At 61.3% G+C, this 16,998-nt stretch carries 15 protein-coding genes; 4 read left to right on the plus strand and 11 right to left on the minus strand.

Annotated elements, in window-relative coordinates:
• Window positions 1-14: 14 nt before the first annotated feature.
• Window positions 15-1,901: an FAD-dependent 5-carboxymethylaminomethyl-2-thiouridine(34) oxidoreductase MnmC gene (mnmC, locus tag C5P05_RS13370; RefSeq protein WP_114970339.1), complete on the minus strand. Its 1,887-nt coding sequence runs from the start codon at window positions 1,899-1,901 to the stop codon at window positions 15-17.
• A 12-nt stretch (window positions 1,902-1,913) separates the two neighbouring features.
• Window positions 1,914-2,186 (minus strand): oxidative damage protection protein, encoded by a 273-nt coding sequence (locus tag C5P05_RS13375; protein ID WP_114970340.1) that lies wholly within the window; start codon window positions 2,184-2,186, stop codon window positions 1,914-1,916.
• A 239-nt stretch (window positions 2,187-2,425) separates the two neighbouring features.
• Between C5P05_RS13375 and C5P05_RS13380 the strand changes: the two genes are divergently transcribed.
• Window positions 2,426-2,659 carry a hypothetical protein gene (locus tag C5P05_RS13380; protein ID WP_011464395.1) on the plus strand — a complete coding sequence of 78 codons (234 nt, stop codon included), beginning with the start codon at window positions 2,426-2,428 and terminating at the stop codon, window positions 2,657-2,659.
• A gap of 106 nt (window positions 2,660-2,765) precedes the next feature.
• Complete coding sequence (locus C5P05_RS13385) at window positions 2,766-3,284, plus strand: disulfide bond formation protein B (protein WP_114970341.1); 519 nt, start codon at window positions 2,766-2,768, stop codon at window positions 3,282-3,284.
• Between the two features lie 11 nt (window positions 3,285-3,295).
• On the opposite strand, the gene C5P05_RS13390 is transcribed toward C5P05_RS13385, so the two are convergent.
• Window positions 3,296-4,000, minus strand: coding sequence for a mobilization protein (locus tag C5P05_RS13390; protein WP_114970342.1), 705 nt, complete (start codon window positions 3,998-4,000; stop codon window positions 3,296-3,298).
• A gap of 108 nt (window positions 4,001-4,108) precedes the next feature.
• Window positions 4,109-5,458, minus strand: a complete 1,350-nt coding sequence (gene argA, locus C5P05_RS13395; protein ID WP_114970343.1) for an amino-acid N-acetyltransferase — start codon at window positions 5,456-5,458, stop codon at window positions 4,109-4,111.
• 135 nt (window positions 5,459-5,593) lie between these two features.
• On the opposite strand from argA, the gene hrpA reads away from it, so the two are divergent.
• Entirely contained in the window at window positions 5,594-9,418 is a 3,825-nt protein-coding gene (hrpA, locus tag C5P05_RS13400; protein WP_232834484.1) for an ATP-dependent RNA helicase HrpA, read from the plus strand.
• Window positions 9,419-9,463: 45 nt separating this feature from the next.
• On the opposite strand, the gene C5P05_RS33695 is transcribed toward hrpA, so the two are convergent.
• The 5 genes from C5P05_RS33695 to C5P05_RS13420 all read right to left on the minus strand — a co-directional run bounded on the left by C5P05_RS33695 (window position 9,464) and on the right by C5P05_RS13420 (window position 13,212).
• Entirely contained in the window at window positions 9,464-9,622 is a 159-nt protein-coding gene (locus tag C5P05_RS33695; protein ID WP_157979320.1) for a hypothetical protein, read from the minus strand.
• A 14-nt stretch (window positions 9,623-9,636) separates the two neighbouring features.
• Window positions 9,637-10,728 carry a PQQ-dependent sugar dehydrogenase gene (locus C5P05_RS13405; protein ID WP_232834485.1) on the minus strand — a complete coding sequence of 364 codons (1,092 nt, stop codon included), beginning with the start codon at window positions 10,726-10,728 and terminating at the stop codon, window positions 9,637-9,639.
• Window positions 10,729-10,909: 181 nt separating this feature from the next.
• On the minus strand, window positions 10,910-11,806 hold the full coding sequence (locus C5P05_RS13410; RefSeq protein WP_114970345.1) for a c-type cytochrome: 897 nt from the start codon (window positions 11,804-11,806) through the stop codon (window positions 10,910-10,912).
• A gap of 193 nt (window positions 11,807-11,999) precedes the next feature.
• Window positions 12,000-12,521: a DUF1097 domain-containing protein gene (locus C5P05_RS13415; protein WP_114970346.1), complete on the minus strand. Its 522-nt coding sequence runs from the start codon at window positions 12,519-12,521 to the stop codon at window positions 12,000-12,002.
• Between the two features lie 211 nt (window positions 12,522-12,732).
• Window positions 12,733-13,212, minus strand: a complete 480-nt coding sequence (locus C5P05_RS13420; protein ID WP_157979321.1) for a hypothetical protein — start codon at window positions 13,210-13,212, stop codon at window positions 12,733-12,735.
• 87 nt (window positions 13,213-13,299) lie between these two features.
• On the opposite strand from C5P05_RS13420, the gene C5P05_RS13425 reads away from it, so the two are divergent.
• On the plus strand, window positions 13,300-14,772 hold the full coding sequence (locus tag C5P05_RS13425) for a PLP-dependent aminotransferase family protein (RefSeq protein ID WP_114970348.1): 1,473 nt from the start codon (window positions 13,300-13,302) through the stop codon (window positions 14,770-14,772).
• A gap of 66 nt (window positions 14,773-14,838) precedes the next feature.
• Here the strand turns inward: C5P05_RS13425 and C5P05_RS13430 are convergent, their stop codons facing one another.
• On the minus strand, window positions 14,839-15,999 hold the full coding sequence (locus C5P05_RS13430) for a pyridoxal phosphate-dependent aminotransferase (RefSeq protein WP_114970349.1): 1,161 nt from the start codon (window positions 15,997-15,999) through the stop codon (window positions 14,839-14,841).
• A 34-nt stretch (window positions 16,000-16,033) separates the two neighbouring features.
• Window positions 16,034-16,987 (minus strand): CysB family HTH-type transcriptional regulator, encoded by a 954-nt coding sequence (locus C5P05_RS13435; RefSeq protein WP_114970350.1) that lies wholly within the window; start codon window positions 16,985-16,987, stop codon window positions 16,034-16,036.
• Between the last annotated feature and the right edge of the window lie 11 nt (window positions 16,988-16,998).

The following is a 16,998-nucleotide window of genomic DNA, read 5'->3' on the forward strand; positions in this document are numbered from 1 at the left end:
AGAGCCTGTTTTTATCAAATATCGCAAGCCGTGGCAGCGCTGCCACGCAAAGCGTTGAGTGATTGGGCCAAACCCGCTTCTATGGGCAAGGGCTCCGCGCCCCAGCGAGCCGCCAGTAATTCGGCGCACAGTACCGAAAAGCTCATGCCTCTTGATCCCATGCCAGCGCAAATCCACAGACTGGGGTTGTCGGCCTCGTGCAGTGGCCCCACCACGGGCAGGCGGTCGGCGGTGGTGCAGCGCGTGTTTTTCCAGGCGTTGATGGGGCCGGCGGCAAACTGCTCGGCCAGTGCCTGACCCAAGGTGGGTATCAGCTTATGCAGCCGCCCGAGGTTGGCCGCATGGTTTTTTTCGTCCGGCGAGGCTGGCTTGGTGTCAGGCTGGTAGCTGGAGCCAATAAACCAGGCGCTCCCTCCATCGACGGGTACCACTGGCACCACGCTGCCCGCCCCATTAACGGGGAAAGGCGGGAAGGCGGAGTGGATGGCACGGGCGTGCATGGCCCACGATAACTGACCACGCACCCCGTGCATGACCGGCAGCTGATTCACGTGAATGTCCAGGGCGGGCTGCGCCGTTTGCACGGCTTCGAGCAGGGGGAGCGCCCCGCCGGCGTTGGCGAATACAACGCGGTTGGCGCGGGCGAGCACCTCACCCTGCGCGTCCAGCAGTTCCCATTCATTTCCGTTCTGGCGAAGTGTGGCGACTGGGGCCTTGCCCTGAAATGTGATGCCGGCTTGCGACAGCCAGGCCCGCACCAGTTGGGCCGGTTTGAGCCACGCCGCCTGGGCGTGCCAGATGGCGGGGTCGCCGGCAGCCATCCCGTGCGTCCATGCGGGGGCTGATCCGCCAGCAGTCATCTGCCGCGATGCCGTGTCCGGGGTGCTCACTTGCGACCAGTCACGACCCGGCATCGGCCAGGTCAAAGGCAGACCCGGTGTGCCATCCACCCGGTGCTCCAGCGTGCCAGTGGGGTCCCAATCCTGCCCTTGTTGCAGCAGACTGCGCGCCTGCTGCAGCATCAGGCGCACGCCGCTGCGCGACAGACGCGACAGCGGGCAGTCGTCGACAGACACATGCGGCACGACCAAACCCACCGGCAGTCCGGACGCGCCGGCGGCGGGCGCCTCACCCTGGTCGAGCACCTGCACCTGCCAGCCGCGCCTGGCCAGCGCCGCAGCGACACTGGCGCCCGCCAGCCCGGCCCCGATGACGGCGCAGCTTCCCACCTCCACCGCGCGACCCGGCGCGGCGTCGCGCGTGGTCTTGATGGTCCAGCGTGGATTGAATTGGCCGGTCAGGGGATCACGCCGTGGTCCGGTCGCCGGTTCAGTTTGACGGGCGCCCATCTCAAAGCCGCATTGCGTCAAATCAGCGCGTAAATCGTCGGAAATATCCACCGTGGTGGCCAGACCGGTGCCGCGGCGGCAGCAGCGTGCCAAGGCCTTGACTGTCCATATATCCCAGGCTGCAAACTCGGTGGAGTCTGGATGAGCAGGGTCGAGGTAGACCGAATCGGCGATAAATTGCTGCTGGCGTAACAAGGTCGTCAACTCGCCCACGCACAGTGTCAGCAGTACTCGCCCGCCACCCAGCGTCAGACGGTGAAAACCGGGCAACAGTCCGAACCATTGAGGCGCCAATTCGTGCGCCAGCGCCAGCAGTTCGGGATAGGGCGCCGCGCACGCCAGCAATTCGTCCAGTGGCGGCGGCGCTTGGGTCAGCGATACATAGTGCAGCAGGCGCGGTCGCTGTGGGTCGTTTTTCCAGGCCCGCCAGGTGCTCAGGAAACGAAGTCCCTCACCAAAACGGGTTTCCAGGATGCGCCAGGCGTTTTGCCCAGCCCACGCCTGCGGCAAATCGCAGCTGGCGAACAACGCGGCCGTTGTCGTTTCAGCCACGGGCCAGGCGCTTCAAGGACTGGGCGGTACGTAACCCTGCGCCGCATCGGCGCCGGAGCCAAAAAAGTGATTTTCCATCTGGCGTGCCAAGTACTGACGCGCACGGGCATCCGCCAGATTCAGGCGGTTTTCATTGACCAGCATGGTCTGGTGCTTGAGCCAGGCGGCCCAAGCCTCCTTGCTCACGCTCTCCCAGATACGCTTGCCGAGTTCGCCGGGGTACGGTGGAAAATCAAGGCCTTCAGCTTCCTTGCCAAGTTTGATGCAGTTCACAGTGCGTGCCATTTGAAGCCTTTTCCGAATACTTATAAAGAGCGTCACTTTAGCAAGCTTTCAGTGGCCGTCACTCTGGCAGGGTCAGGGCGTGCTTGCATTTTCAGTGCCCGTCCCCAGTTGTCGTGTACGAATTCCGGTAAGCCCTTGCCGTCATCGCTGGCTCGCGCTCCGCCGTGTGTGGGCGGCAGTGCGTAAGGGCAAACTGGTGATAAACCGTGACATGTGCTCACTGAAGTAAAATATAACTTATGGCAAAAGCTGACACAAAAACCAAAATGCTGGCCGACGGCCTGCGTTACAAATCCAAAGTATCGGGTTCACCCTTCACGGCTGCAACGTCGTTCGGGGCTGCAACCATGTCGTGTTTTCTGTGTGGCAAGCATCGCGCCCGCTCGCAGATGGTTACACGCAAGATACTCGGCAAATCCCAGGCGGTATGTTCACCGTCCTGCAAAGCGGCTGACGAGGCTGCGGCAGGCTGATTGGCCTGAATCAAACCGGTTTCCTGAGTCCTCAGGAACTTAATTCTCCAGACAACAACCAACCCCTGGGCATTTCGCCCGGTGATTCTTTTGTTGAAGGATATCGATGTTTTTCCAGGTTCTTGGTGGGCGGGACAATTCTCCGCGTCGCGTCTTCGCTCTAGTCAGCGCTGTATGCGTTGCTTTGCTGGTGTACGGCTTGTATTTGCAGCATGTGGTGGGACTGGTGCCCTGTCCGATGTGCATCGTTCAGCGATATGCTCTTGTTTTGGTAGCGCTTGTTGCAGGTCTGACAGGGGCTAGCAATAAAAAAGGCTTGCACGTCGGTGGCGCTGTGCTGCTTCTGCTGTTAGCGGGTTTCGGTGCCTATGTGGCGGCCCGGCAGAGCTGGCTCCAGTGGTATCCGCCTGAAGTCGTGACTTGCGGACGCGACCTTTATGGAATGATCGAAACCTTCCCGCTGCAGCGCGCCATACCCATGATTTTCAAGGGCGGGGGCGACTGCACAGTCGTGGACTGGACTTTCCTGGGCGGCTCCATTGCCAACTGGTCATTCGTGTGTTTCAGCGGCATTGCCGTGCTGGCGCTGGCGCTGATCTGGCGGATCAGCAGAGCCAGGCGCTAATTTCACGTAATTTACAGCGGCAGCGTATCGAGCGTGTCGTAGGTTTTCTTCAGCCAGTTCTTGACACGCTGGCGCTCCAGCAACCCCAGGGTATCTTCGCCTGAGCGGTTGTTGAGGGCGGACCAAAAACTGGCATTCTGACGATCAATCTTGCGCATGCTGGCCTCGTGCAACTGCGCAAGGGTGATGACCCGGGCACCCAGGGTCAAGGCTTTTTCCAGCGCCGGTGACTCATCCAGTTGCGAAAAATCCGAGCCGCGGCCCAGATTCTTGACCACAAAATAGTTGGGTTCGGCGCCAAAGGTGTTGATCAAACGGCCAAGTAAGTCCACCGAATCCTTGCCGGCATCGGCCACATGCCAGAAATTAACAGTAACGCCCATCTCGGCCAGGACTGAAAACACGTCCGAATCCTTGACCCATCGCGTCAGCGGTGCGGCCGTCTGGGCGGCCAGATCCACAATCACGCTCTTGTCCTTGCCGTCCATCGGTGCATCTTCGAAAGCTGTGGCGATCAAATCCAGGCCTTCGTAGCTGTCCACAATGACGGGCGAGGCATAGTCGGCATAAAAGCGGGTGAACGAGGTGTGCGAGCGGTCGGTATCGAAGCCGGTGAAGGGCCGATCCTTGTCAATGAAATACTGGGCCAGAACCCGGGAAACGACTGATTTGCCTACGCCGCCTTTTTCGCCGCCGATGAAATTGAGTGAGCTCATGTGTCTTTTCCGTGTGTTGATGAGGATGAAATCAAGCCCTCTGGCTTGCCGATGGTCTGAAGCAAGATACGTGCGCGAGCTTCGTGTTGACCTGCGAGGGCAGCGCTATCAGGGCAGTTTCTTGACCAGGACCTGACTTTTTCGATCCCAGTTGTACTTGCGCTTGCGCGCTTCGGGCAACCATTCCGGATCGACCAGGACAAAGCCGCGCTTCAAGAACCAGTGTGTCGTTCGGGTCGTCAATACAAAAATACTGTCCAGGCCGGCCGCTCTGGCGCGTTGTTCGACGCGCTTCAAGACCCGTTCGCCATCGCCCTGGCCTTGCACCTGCGGCGATACGGTGAGCGCCGCCATCTCGGCCGTGCGGGCCTCCGGGTAGGCGTAGAGCGCGGCGCAGGCAAAGATCACGCCGTCGTGCTCGATCACCGTGTAGAGACCCACGTCGCGCTCGATTTCGGTACGGCTGCGCTTGACGAGCGTGCCGTCTTTCTCGAATGGTTCGATCAGCTGCAGGATGCCCCCCACGTCGTCCACCGTGGCCTCGCGCAGGCTCTCCAGCTTTTCGTCTACCACCATGGTGCCGATGCCATCGTGCACGTACACCTCCAGCAGGATGGAACCATCCACCGCGAAGGGGATGATGTGGCTGCGCTCGACGCCGCTCTTGCAGGCCTTGACGCAGTGCTGCAGGTAAAACGCCGTGTCGGTCGGCTGGTTGGCCGCCGGCAAGTCGGCCAGCAGCTTCTCGGCGGTGGCCAGTGGCAGTTCGGTGTCAATCGGGTTGTCGTCACTCTCGGGCTGGCCGGGGTGAATGCGAATGCCCGGGATTTCAGTCACAAAAATCAGCTTGTCGGCCTGCAGCGCCGTGGCCACTGACGTAGCGACTTCCTCCATGGTCAGGTTGAACGCCTCGCCCGTGGGCGAAAAGCCAAAGGGAGACAGCAGCACCATCGCGCCAAAGTCCAGCGTGCGCATGATGCCCGCCGTGTCCACCTTGCGCACCAGACCCGAGTGCTGAAAATCCACCCCATCCACAATGCCCACCGGTCGTGCGGTGAGAAAGTTGCCTGAAATCACCCGTACCGTCGACCCAGCCATGGGGGTGTTGGGCAGGCCCTGGCTGAAAGCGGCCTCAATCTCGTAACGCAGCTGACCGGCCGCCTCTTGCGCACAGTCCAGCGCCACTTCATCGGTGATGCGCATGCCATGCGAATAACGCGGTGCATGGCCCTTGGCCTTGAGCTGTTCGTTGACCTGTGGCCGAAAACCGTGCACCAGCACCACTTTCACGCCCATGCTCTGAATCATGGCCAGGTCTTGCGCCAGGTGCGCCAGTTTGCCGGCGGCAATGGCCTCGCCGGCGATGCCCACGACAAAGGTCTGGTTGCGAAACTTGTGGATGTAGGGCGCCACCGAACGGAACCAGGGGACGAAGGTGAAATTGAATACGGAGGACATGCGGACGAGGTCGAATTAAGGGGGCGTGGACTGGGATAATCCTTGATTCTCTACGAAGTTATTGCCTTGATAGTTCTGCCCCTCCAAATCGAGTTTCCCGAATCCCTGCCCGTATCGGCCAAACGTGACGAAATCATGGCCGCGCTGGACGCGCATCAGGTCATCATCGTATGCGGTGAAACCGGTTCGGGCAAGACCACCCAGCTGCCCAAAATCGCGCTGGCCATGGGGCGCGGCAAGCTGAACTACCCGCCCGGCCGGGGCAAATTGATCGGCCACACGCAACCGCGCCGCATCGCAGCCAGCAGCGTGGCCAAGCGTATTGCCGAGGAATTGAAAACCACGCTGGGCGACGTGGTCGGCTTCAAGGTGCGGTTTCAGGACCGGCTGAGCCGTGACTCATCCATCAAGCTGATGACCGACGGCATCTTGCTGGCCGAGACGCAAACCGATCCGCTGCTCAAAGCCTACGACACCATCATCATTGATGAGGCGCACGAGCGTTCGCTCAACATTGATTTCCTGCTCGGCTACCTGCGCCAGATACTGCCGCGCCGGCCCGACCTGAAGATCATCGTCACCTCGGCCACCATCGACGCCCAGCGTTTTGCCGACCACTTTGCGTCAAGACAGGGCCCCGCGCCGGTCATCATGGTGTCGGGGCGCATGTTTCCGGTGGAACAGCGCTACCGGCCGTTTGAAGAATCGCGTGATTACGACCTGAATTCGGCCATTGCCGACGGCGTCGACGAGCTGTGGCGCGACGTGCACAACAGCGGCGACATCCTGGTATTTTTGCCCGGCGAGCGCGAAATCCGCGAGGCGGCCGACCATTTGCGGCGCCACCTGAGCCACCAGCCGGTGTTCCGCAATGCCGAAGTGCTGCCACTGTTTGCCCGCCTGAGCCAGGCCGAGCAGGACCGCATTTTTGACGGCCACACTGGGCGGCGCATCATTCTGGCCACCAATGTAGCCGAGACTTCACTCACGGTTCCAGGCATCCGCTATGTCATCGACGCCGGCACGGCGCGCATGAAACGCTACAGTTTCAGGAGCAAGGTAGAGCAGCTGCTGGTCGAGCCGATCAGCCAGAGTTCCGCCAACCAGCGCGCCGGGCGATGCGGCCGGGTCGCCAACGGCATTTGCATCCGGCTCTACGACGAGAAAGACTTCAACGGTCGACCGCGCTTCACCGATCCCGAGATTCTGCGTTCGTCGCTGGCCGGCGTGATTCTGCGCATGAAGTCGCTGCACATGGGCTTGGTGGAGGATTTTCCGTTCATCGAGCGTCCCTCGGGCCGCGCCATTGCTGACGGCTACCAGTTGCTCAACGAACTCGGTGCCGTGGACGACGCCAATGAGTTGACACCCATGGGCCAGGAACTGGCCAAACTGCCGCTGGACCCGCGCGTCGGCCGCATGATTCTGGAAGCACGCGAGCGCGGTGCGCTCGACGAAGTGCTGGTAATCGCCTCGGCGCTGAGCGTGCAGGACGTGCGCGACCGGCCGATGGAGGCGCAACAGCAAGCCGATCAGGCACACGCCAAGTTTGATGACGAAAAGAGCGAATTCAGCGGTTATCTGAGGCTGTGGAAGTGGATCAATGACGGCAAGGGCGGCGAAGGGCAACACAAACTGTCCAACCGCCAATACGAGCAATTGTTGCGGCAGAACTTCGTCAACATCCGGCGCGTGCGCGAGTGGCGCGACATCCATTCGCAGCTGCACACCGTGGTGGCCGAGCACAAATGGCGGCTCAACACGCTGCCGGCCAATTACGAGCAGTTGCACCTGTCGATGCTGTCCGGGCTGCTGGGCAACATCGGCTGCAAGCTGGAAACCGAGGGCGCATCGGGCGAGTACCTGGGCGCGCGCGGCATCAAGTTTTACCCGCATCCCGGTGCGCACCTGGTCAAGAAACCGGGCCGCTGGATCGTAGCCGCCGAGTTGGTGGAAACCACGCGCCTGTTTGGCCGGGGCATTGCCGCCATTGAGCCGCAATGGCTGGAGCAGGTGGCAGGCCATTTGCTCAAGAAGCAACTGCTCGATCCGCACTGGGAAAAGAAGGTGGCCGAGGTCACGGCGCTGGAGCGCGCCACGCTGTATGGCATCGTCATTTACAGCGGCCGCCGCGTCAATTTCGGCCGGGTGGACATGGTGGCGGCGCGCGAGATCTTCATCCGCCAGGCGCTGGTGGACGGCCAATGGGAAACCAAGCTGCCGTTTCTGGAAGCCAACCAGAAGCTCATCAAACAGGTCGAAGACCTGGAGCACAAGGCGCGCCGGCAAGACGTGCTGGTGGACGAGGAGCTGATCTTTGCCTTCTACGACCAGCAGTTGCCGGCCGATGTGTGCAGCGGCTACAGCTTCGAGAACTGGTACCGCGAGGAGATCAAGAAGAACCCGAAGCTCTTGCTGCTGACGCGTGAAGAGCTGATGCGCCACGAGGCCGCGGGCATCACCACCCAGTCTTTCCCGAAAAATATCCGTCTCGGCGGCGTGGACTGCGCTGCCATCTACTTGCACGAACCGGGCGACGCCAAGGACGGCTTGACCGTTACCGTGCCACTGTTTGTGCTGAACCAGGTGAACGAGGAGCGTTGCGAGTGGCTGGTGCCCGGCATGCTGAAGGACAAAATTCAGGCGCTGATCAAGACCCTGCACCAGCGCCCGCGCTCGCGGCTGGTGCCGCTGCCGGACACTGCCAGCAAAATGGCCGAGGCGCTGAATGCCCCCGAGGTTTTTGGCCACGGCAGCTTGCTCGATGCGGTGCTGAAACTGGTGCGCCAGGCCACCTCCATCGACGTGGTTCGCGCCGACATCAAGGCCGACATGCTCAGCCCGCACTTCTTCATGAACTTCCGGGTGGTGGACGAACACGGCCGACAGCTTGGCACCGGGCGCAACCTGGGCGCCCTCAAAGCCGAACTCGGCGCGCAGGCACGCGGCGCGTTCCAGGCGCTGGCGGGACTGAAGATGGCGAGCGTTGCCGCTGCCCAGCCAATTTTTAAGGAAAATCAGCCTGTAGCCCGCGTGAATAGCTCGAAGGAAGCTATTAAAAACGTAGCGACCCCCGCGACACCGGCCGGCCAGCGCTACACCGCCTGGACTTTTGGCGAGCTGCCTGAATTGCTCGAAATCCAGAAAGGCGGGCAGACCCTGATTGGCTACCCCGGGCTGATCGATGCTGGCGACGCCGTCACGATCGAGGTGTTCGACGAACCGGATGTGGCCGCCGCCAAACACCGCGCCGGACTGCGCCGCCTGTTTTCGCTGCAGATCAAGGACGCTCTCAAGTACCTGGAAAAGAACATCCCCGATCTGCAAAAAATGGCCGTCACCTTCATGCAGGTGGGCAAGGGCGCGGACGGAAGCGGCGGCGGCACCATCGAAGAACTGCGCGAACAGATCATCGCCGTGGCGCTGGACCGGGCGTTTCTGCTCGACCCGCTGCCGACCAACGAATTCGACTTCAAGCGCCGGGTGGACGAGGGCAGGGGACGCCTGACCCTGATCGCCAATGAGGTCGCACGCCTGGCGGCCATCATCCTGTTGGAATACTCAGTAGCTGCCCGCAAGATCAAGGACACCAAAAATGCGCCTGACGCGACCGCAGACGCGGCCCAACAACTGGCGCGCCTGATGCCGAAACGCTTTCTGGCTACCTCGCCGTGGGGCCCCTTGCAGCACTTTGCCCGCTACCAGAAAGCCATCATCGCGCGGCTGGAAAAATACCGTGCCGACCCGGCCCGCGACGCCAGTCGGCTGGCCGAGTTGCGCCCGCTGGAGCAACGCTACTGGCGCCTGGTGGCCGAGCGCAAAGGCGTGACCGATGAACGCATGCAGGAGTTCCGCTGGCTGCTGGAAGAGCTACGCGTGAGCTTCTTCGCGCAAGAACTGCGAACACCCCAGCCGGTGAGTGTCAAAAGGCTGGAGAAGGCTTGGGGGCAGCTGGGGTGAGGGCGCATCTTTCATAAAACCATCCAGTACGACACGCGTAGCTGTTCAGCCGCAGCGGCTGCGGTAGTTTTCCTCGAAGCGTCGCAACTCGGATTTCCCGCCCTCGGTCAGGTCGGTACGTGCGCGCTTGGTGTACAGAATGCGTTTGGACTCACCGCATTGCTGCTCGCGCACACTGCCCCGCCTGCGGGGGACTTCGCGCAAGGCCTTATGTTTATTCAGTTCGGCATCAACCGGATCAGTTGCCCCCGCGCCTCATCGGTCAGCACATACAGCAAGCCATCCGGCCCCTGGCGCACGTCGCGAATGCGCTCGCCCAGTTCGGTCAGCAGCTTGTGCTCGCGCACCACCTTGCCCTTGAAAGGCGCGGACAGCTCGATGCGGTCCAGGTAGCCAAACTTCAGCGAGCCGACAAACAGGTTGCCGACCCACGCGCGTCCATAACGCTCGCTGGACAAAAACGCCATGCCGGAGGGTGCAATGGAAGGCACCCAATAGTGCAGCGGCTGCTCCATGCCTTCTTTGGCCGTGATGCCGTCGCCGATGGGGCCGCCGCCATAGTTTTCGCCATAGGTGATCACCGGCCAGCCGTAGTTGCGACCGGCCTGGGGTAGGTTGATTTCGTCACCGCCCTGCGGGCCGTGTTCATGCGTCCACAAGGTGCCGTCAGGCGAGAGGGTTGCACCCTGGACGTTGCGGTGGCCATAAGACCAGATCTCGGGCAGGGCGCCGGCACGGCTTGCAAAAGGGTTGTTAGCGGGCACCCGGCCGTCCTTGTGGATGCGGATGATCTTGCCGTGGTGGTTGTCCAGTTTTTGCGCATCGTCCTTGCGCACAAAACGTTCACCCAGCGTCAAAAACAACATGCCGTCGGGCTTGCCAGCCTGACGGCTCTCCACGATGCGGCAGCCGAAGTGAGCGCTGCTGGCCATCTTGGGTTGCTGGCTGAAGATGACCTTGACCTCTTCCAGCCGCGTGCGGTCTTCCGACAGGCGGGCTCGTGCCAGGGCGGTGCTGTTGCCGGTCTGGCCGGGCTCGGAGAAGCAGAAAAACAGCGTGCGGTTGCGGGCAAAGTCGGTATCCAGCACCACGTCCAATAAACCGCCTTGACCACCCGCCGCCACTTTGGGCAGGCCTTCCAGTGCGGTCCCGATTTTTCCGTTGGCCTCAATCACCCGCATGCGGCCCGGGCGCTCGGTCACCAAAAATCGCCCCTCAGGCAAAAAAGCCACGGCCCATGGGTTTTGCAGGCCGGAGGCCACCACGTCGGGGCGCACGGTTTGCGCCCGGACTGTGGCCACGATGCCCATCAGCAGTAACGCAAGCAGCGCAACGGGTTTGGCAATGTGCGGCATGACGATCTCCTTTTTGAATTGAGACAGGCCATGCTAACGCCTGGTTCCCAGGTTGGGGTTTTCAACTGAAATTTAAATAAAACAAGGCTCTAGCCCTCGTGTTATATGCGAAAGTAGCTATTATTTATATAGCGTTTCAGTGTTGTCCAGCCGCTCTGGCGGGAACCGTTTGCAGGAAAGCAAACAATGCGCGCTTGTCAACATCATTCATTTTCGAGAACGACCCAAACGGCATCACCGCGATCGGGCTTCCATCCGGGCGTTTGCCGGTTTGCAACATGGTTACAAAGGCATCCGCGTCCTTGTAGCGCACCATCGCGCTGCCTTCACCCGGGGTGATGTTCGCCGCCGCGGGCCAGTCCGGCGGGCCACCCGGAATCCTGCCGCCCGAGAGTTTTTCGCCGTGGCAGCCGATGCACATATTGGCCACATAGGCGCCGTGCTCTGCCGTCATACCGGAGGCGACTGGCGTCGAGGGCGGCAGCGCGTGGTTGATGCGCTGCGCCGCATCCGGGATCATGTCAAAGCCATACAACACGCGCGCCGGCAAGGGCAAGTCCACGATGGCCCCGCCACCGGCCGTCGGCGGCAAACTGCGCACATAAGCAACGACCGCGGCCAGGTCCGCGTCGGTGAACCGGTTGTAGTCTTCACTGGGCATGACCATGACCGGTCGCCCGTCGGGCTTCACCCCATGGCGGATGGTACGAACCCAGTCCTCGGGGGTGTACTTGGCCACATCCCCGGCCGGTGTGATGTTGGCGCCGACGATGCGCGTGCCTTTGCCGTCATTGACAAATTCACGGCCCGCCCCGTTCGCGCCGTGGCATTCGGCGCAACCACGCGTCTGGAACAGGTAGCGGCCGCGCTCCAGCGCAGCAGCGTCGGTGGTGTACGCCACGGGAGTGACCGGGACTGTGATGACGCGCATGCGTTTGTGCTCGGCCATTTGCACACCAGCCAATACCGCGACGACCAGCAGCAGGGCCAGCAAGACCACGAGCCAAAGAACCCACTTGAGTGAACTTTTCACAGGCAATTCTCCTCGGCGCATTGACACTGCGCAGGCGCATTATTTCGATGCGCCGATTGGGTTGGTCTTGTGTTTTGTCAACTCCCGGTCTTGGATGACTTTGTGCCACTGCGCAGCGCCAGCAGCAAAAAAGCCGGGCGTCGGCCCGGCTTTTTCTTACCCCTTGTGCAACTTCGGGGTGCGGACGTGCAACTTACTTCTCGGTCATGGCGGCACCCCAACGGGCAGACAGCAAGCCGAAGAGAGAACCGACCACCAGCGAGCTTGAAATAACGACCAGTGAATTTTTCAGGCTCGCCGACAGCAGCACGTCAAGTTTCAACACATCCGGCGTTTGCAGCAGATAGGCAAACGACGAAGCGAAACCGAACACCGTGGCCGGAATGGTCGCCAGTGCCGGCACATTGGCGGCCAGAACCACCACCACCACGCCGGCGCCAACGGCAAGGGCGGCCCAAAGCGGCAGGCCCAGGGGACCGGCCAGTGGCACGGACAGAATGACGACGGCGACCAGCCACGCCACAAAGGCCCCGAAAATGCCGCAAACCACTAATTTCTGCAGTGCGGCGATATCGGCACCCAGGGCGAAGAAGGCGCCCCAGGCCACAAAGGCGGCCCAGATGAGATAGACCCCACCCAAGGGTCCAAGGGCGAGAAAGGTGGCCAGCGCGCCCAAAACCGAGATGCTGATGGCGAGTGCATTCAAATTTTTCAAGATAGTCTCCTGTGATTGATTTAGTTCGAGTCCGTTACGCATACAGGAGCGAGCCAATCCATCGCCCGGGCGGGTAAGCACGGGTAATCGATCATGACGGGACAGGTCGGCCCTCTTGGAATGAAACACAAGTGCTCCGTATCAGGACACCTGTGCCAACAGCATCGCTCCAGACAGGGAAGGGGCAAGATGCATGCCGAGGGGCTCGGTTTTAGCTGCGGCGACGCGCCATGCGCCACGACGGCAGTCCCGGTTTGACGGTGAAACGCCCGAGAAAACGGGCCACCCATGACGCAATGCTCGCCATCGGAAAGAGGCTTTCCGGCGACACCAGCCACAGCGCCACATCGCCCCGGGCGGCGATTTCAAACCAGCCAGACGCGTGCACGCAGTACACGCCGCCTTGATGAACCGGTGTCTGCACCGCGAGCGTGGCGTGCTCCAGGTGGACACGGCTGCTGATGGACATCGTGCCATGCGCCACACCGATGAGCGTGCCCCGACGGAGTTGGGCGCAATGCGACTGCCCGCGCAGCAGGCTGATTTGCGTCTTGGTGCTTGGTCTGGTTTCCTGCATACTGGCCCCGCTTTCATGCTGCTTGATGCCCGGCGAGATGCCTTTGGGCGATGTAGAAATCGTATCGACCGGGTCACGGGGGCGCCAGCCACAGGTGCGCTTTATCTCAGGCATAGCAGGGCGGGAATTCACTATCTGTTACGGTATGTTTTTCGTAAATCTGCATCTGTTTTTTGCCCGCCAGATCAAGGACCATCGACCATGAACACCACGCCCCACCCGACCACGCAGTCGCAGCCGCTCTACCAGCGGCTGGCCTCGCACTACCGCAGCGCCATTCACGCCGGCTCGCTGGTTCCGGGCGACCGCATGCCGTCGTTGCGCGGGCTGATGCGCCAGCACGACATCAGCCTGAGCACCGCCATGCAACTGAGCCGGCATCTGGAGAGCGAAGGCTGGCTGGAGGCGCGGCCACGTTCGGGCTACTTTGTCAGGCGACCGTTGCGCAGCACGCTGGCCAAAGTGAGCGAGCCGCGCATGGACGTGACCCCTGATCCGGCGCAGTACGTGGGCATCCACGCCCGCGTGTCCGATTTCGTCTCTCGGGGTCGGCTGCACATGGTCAAGACCAATCTGGCGGTGGCGCGCTGCGCCCCCGAGCTGTATCCCGGTGAGGCCTTGAAGCAGGCCACCATGCGCGTTTTGCGCCGCCACCCCAATTTGTTGGTCAGTGCCTCGTCGCCCCGGGGTAACCCGGAATTTCGCGCCGTGCTGGCCAAACGTGCCTTGGGGTTGGGCATGACGCTGTCACCCAACGAGGTGCAGATCACCAACGGTTGCATTGAGGCGCTGAACCTGGCGCTGCGTGCCGTGGCCCGACCGGGCGATACCATTGCGGTGGAGTCACCCACTTTTTACGGTTTGCTGCAGGTGCTGGAGAGTCTGGGCTTGCGCGCGCTGGAGATACCGACCAGCCCGCAGACCGGCATTTCCATTGACGCGCTGGAGCTGGCACTTCAAACCTACGACAACATCAAGGCCGTGGTGGTGGTGCCGCATCTGCAAAACCCGCTCGGCAGCATCATGCCGGACGCCCACAAGCAGCGTCTGGTGCAGCTGTGTGAAGACAATGCCGTTGTCCTGATTGAAGACGACACCTACAGCGAACTGGTGAGCGAGCGCACGCGGGGCGATGCGCCCTTGCGAGCCATGAAATCATGGGACAAGACGGGCAACGTGATTTACTGCGCCTCGCTGCACAAAATCCTGGCGCCCGGCCTGCGCTTGGGCTGGATGGCTGCGGGGCGCTGGCAGGCAAGGGTGGAGATGCTTAAATTTAGCCAGACCCGCAGCAACGAGGAGCTTTCGCAACTGGCCGCCGCCGACTTCATCGCGTCGCCGGCCTACGACCGCCATTTGCGCCGGCTGCGCAGCACGCTGCAGGTGCAGCGTGAAAAAACGGCGGAAGCCATTGCCAGCTATTTTCCGCCGGGGACGCGCCTGACGGTGCCCGATGGGGGGCTGTCCTTATGGGTTGAATTGCCCCAAAAGCTCTCCAGCAAACGCGTGTTTGACGCGGCCTTGCAGGAGCAGATTTTGGTGACGCCGGGCTTGATGTTCTCCAACTCGCTGCGTTTTGACCCGTTTCTGCGCATCAACTGTGGTTGGCCGCACAGCCAGGACGTGGAGCAGGCCTTGCAACGGCTGGGCCAGATCGTGGCGCGTTTGCTTTAGCCGTCTAAAAATTTATAAGAAATAAGGCGCTAGCCCACGTGCAATAAGCGCAGGTAGCTCCTTAATTTATAGCGACTGAAGGCGTTGCAGGGCCGCGTTCAGCGTCTCATCCTTCTTGGCAAAGCAGAAGCGCACCACACGCTGATCAAAGCCATTGCCGTAGAACGCTGACAACGGAATGGCGGCCACGCCGATTTCCGAGGTGAGCCACTTGCAGAACTCGGTCTCGCCCAGGTCGCTGACATTTGAGATATCCACGCACTGAAAGTAGGTGCCTTCGCTGGGCAGCAATTTGAACTTGGTGCGCTTGAGGCCTTCGCGGAACAGGTCGCGCTTGCGTTGGTAAAAAGCCGGCAGTTCCAGGTAGGGTTTGGGGTCGGCCATGTACGAGGCCAGACCGTATTGCACGGGCGTGTTGACGGTGAACACGTTGAACTGATGCACCTTGCGAAACTCGGTGGTCAAGGTGGCGGGGGCGGCCACATAGCCCACTTTCCAGCCGGTCACATGGTAGGTCTTGCCAAAGCTGGAGACGATGAAGGCCCGCGCCGCCAGCCCAGGGAAACGGGCCGCACTTTGGTGTTGCTGGCCGTCGAACACCATGTGTTCATAGACTTCGTCACTGATCAGCAAGACGTTGGTGGGCGCGAGAATTTCCTGCAGGCGCAGCATGTCGGCTGCCGTCCACACCGTACCGCTGGGGTTGTGCGGCGAGTTGATGATGATGGCGCGGGTTTTCGGCGTGATGGCGGCGGCGATTTTGTCGAAGTCGGGGCGAAAGGTGCCGGGCGTCAAAGGCACGCGCACCGGCACGCCGCCAGCGAGCTCGATGTTGGGCACGTAGCTGTCGTAACACGGCTCCAGCACGATGACTTCGTCACCCGCATGGACGACAGCCAAAATGGCAGTGATGATCGCCTGGGTAGCCCCGGCCGTGATGGTTATTTCGCTGACGGCGCTGTATTCACGGCCATGTAACGCTATTATTTTTGCGGCAATGGCGTCGCGCAACACCGGCACGCCGGTCATGGGCGGGTACTGGTTCAGGCCTTGCTTCATGGCGTCGGTCACGACATCGACCAGCTTGGGGTCACAGTTGAAATCGGGAAAGCCCTGCCCCAGGTTGACGGCATTTTTCTCCGCCGCCAGGGTGGACATGACGGTGAAGATGGTGGTGCCGACGTTGGGCAGTTTGCTTTGAAGCGTCGGGGTCGGTGCGTGGCTCATAAATGGGTTGAATCAGTTGAGGATGGAGCGGGTTTTATAACTCGTAGTCGTCGACATGGCCGGTCATGGCTTGCGCCACCAGATTGCGGTTCAGGCGGTCGCTCAACAGTTCGGCAAACTTGTAGACGAAGTTGCGCAGGTAGGCGCCGCGCTTGAAGGCGACCCGGGTCACATTCTGGCCAAACAAAAGCCCGGCCGGGCGCACCACTAGATCGCTTTTGGCGCCGTCAGCCACGACGTCGCGGACCGACATTTCTGCGGCAATGCCAATGCCCAAGCCGAGGCGGACGTAGGTCTTGATCACGTCCGAGTCGATCGCTTCCAGCGCTATGCGCGGTTCCAGCTTGCGGGTGGCGAAGGCATGGTCAATCTTGGTGCGGCCGGTGTACGAGGGATGGTAGGTAATCAGGGGCTCGTGGGCGATGTCCTCCAGCGTCAGGTGTTCCTTCAAGGTTAAGGGATGGCCCACGGGCAGCACCAGCACATGCTCCCATTCGTAGCAGGGCAAAGTCACCAGCTCCGAATAGCCTGCGAGCGATTCGGTGGCAATGCCGATTTCCGCCACTTCATCAATCAGCATTTTGGCCACCTGGTCCGGCGAGCCCTGGTGCAGGCTGACGTTGACCTTGGGGTAGGCCTGGCGCAGCTTGGCCACGGGTTCGGGCAGTACATAACGGGCCTGCGTGTGGGTGGTGGCGATTGACAGGGTGCCGCTGTCCTCGGCGCTGTATTGCTCCCCAATGCGTTTGAGGTTGCCCAGCTCGCGCATGATGAGTTCGATGCTCTTGAGCACATGCTGGCCCGGCTCGGTCACGCGCTTAAGGCGTTTGCCATGGCGGGCAAAAATCTCGATTCCCAGCTCTTCCTCCAGCTCAATGATGGCCTTGGAGACACCTGGTTGGGAGGTGTGCAGGGCTTTGGCTGCTTCAGTCAGGTTCAAATTGCGCCGGACTGCTTCCTGAACAAAACGAAATTGATGTAGGTTCATATGAAATTTCA

Origin of the sequence: Rhodoferax ferrireducens (assembly GCF_003347515.1) — a bacterium.
Taxonomy (GTDB): Bacteria; Pseudomonadota; Gammaproteobacteria; order Burkholderiales; family Burkholderiaceae_C; genus Rhodoferax.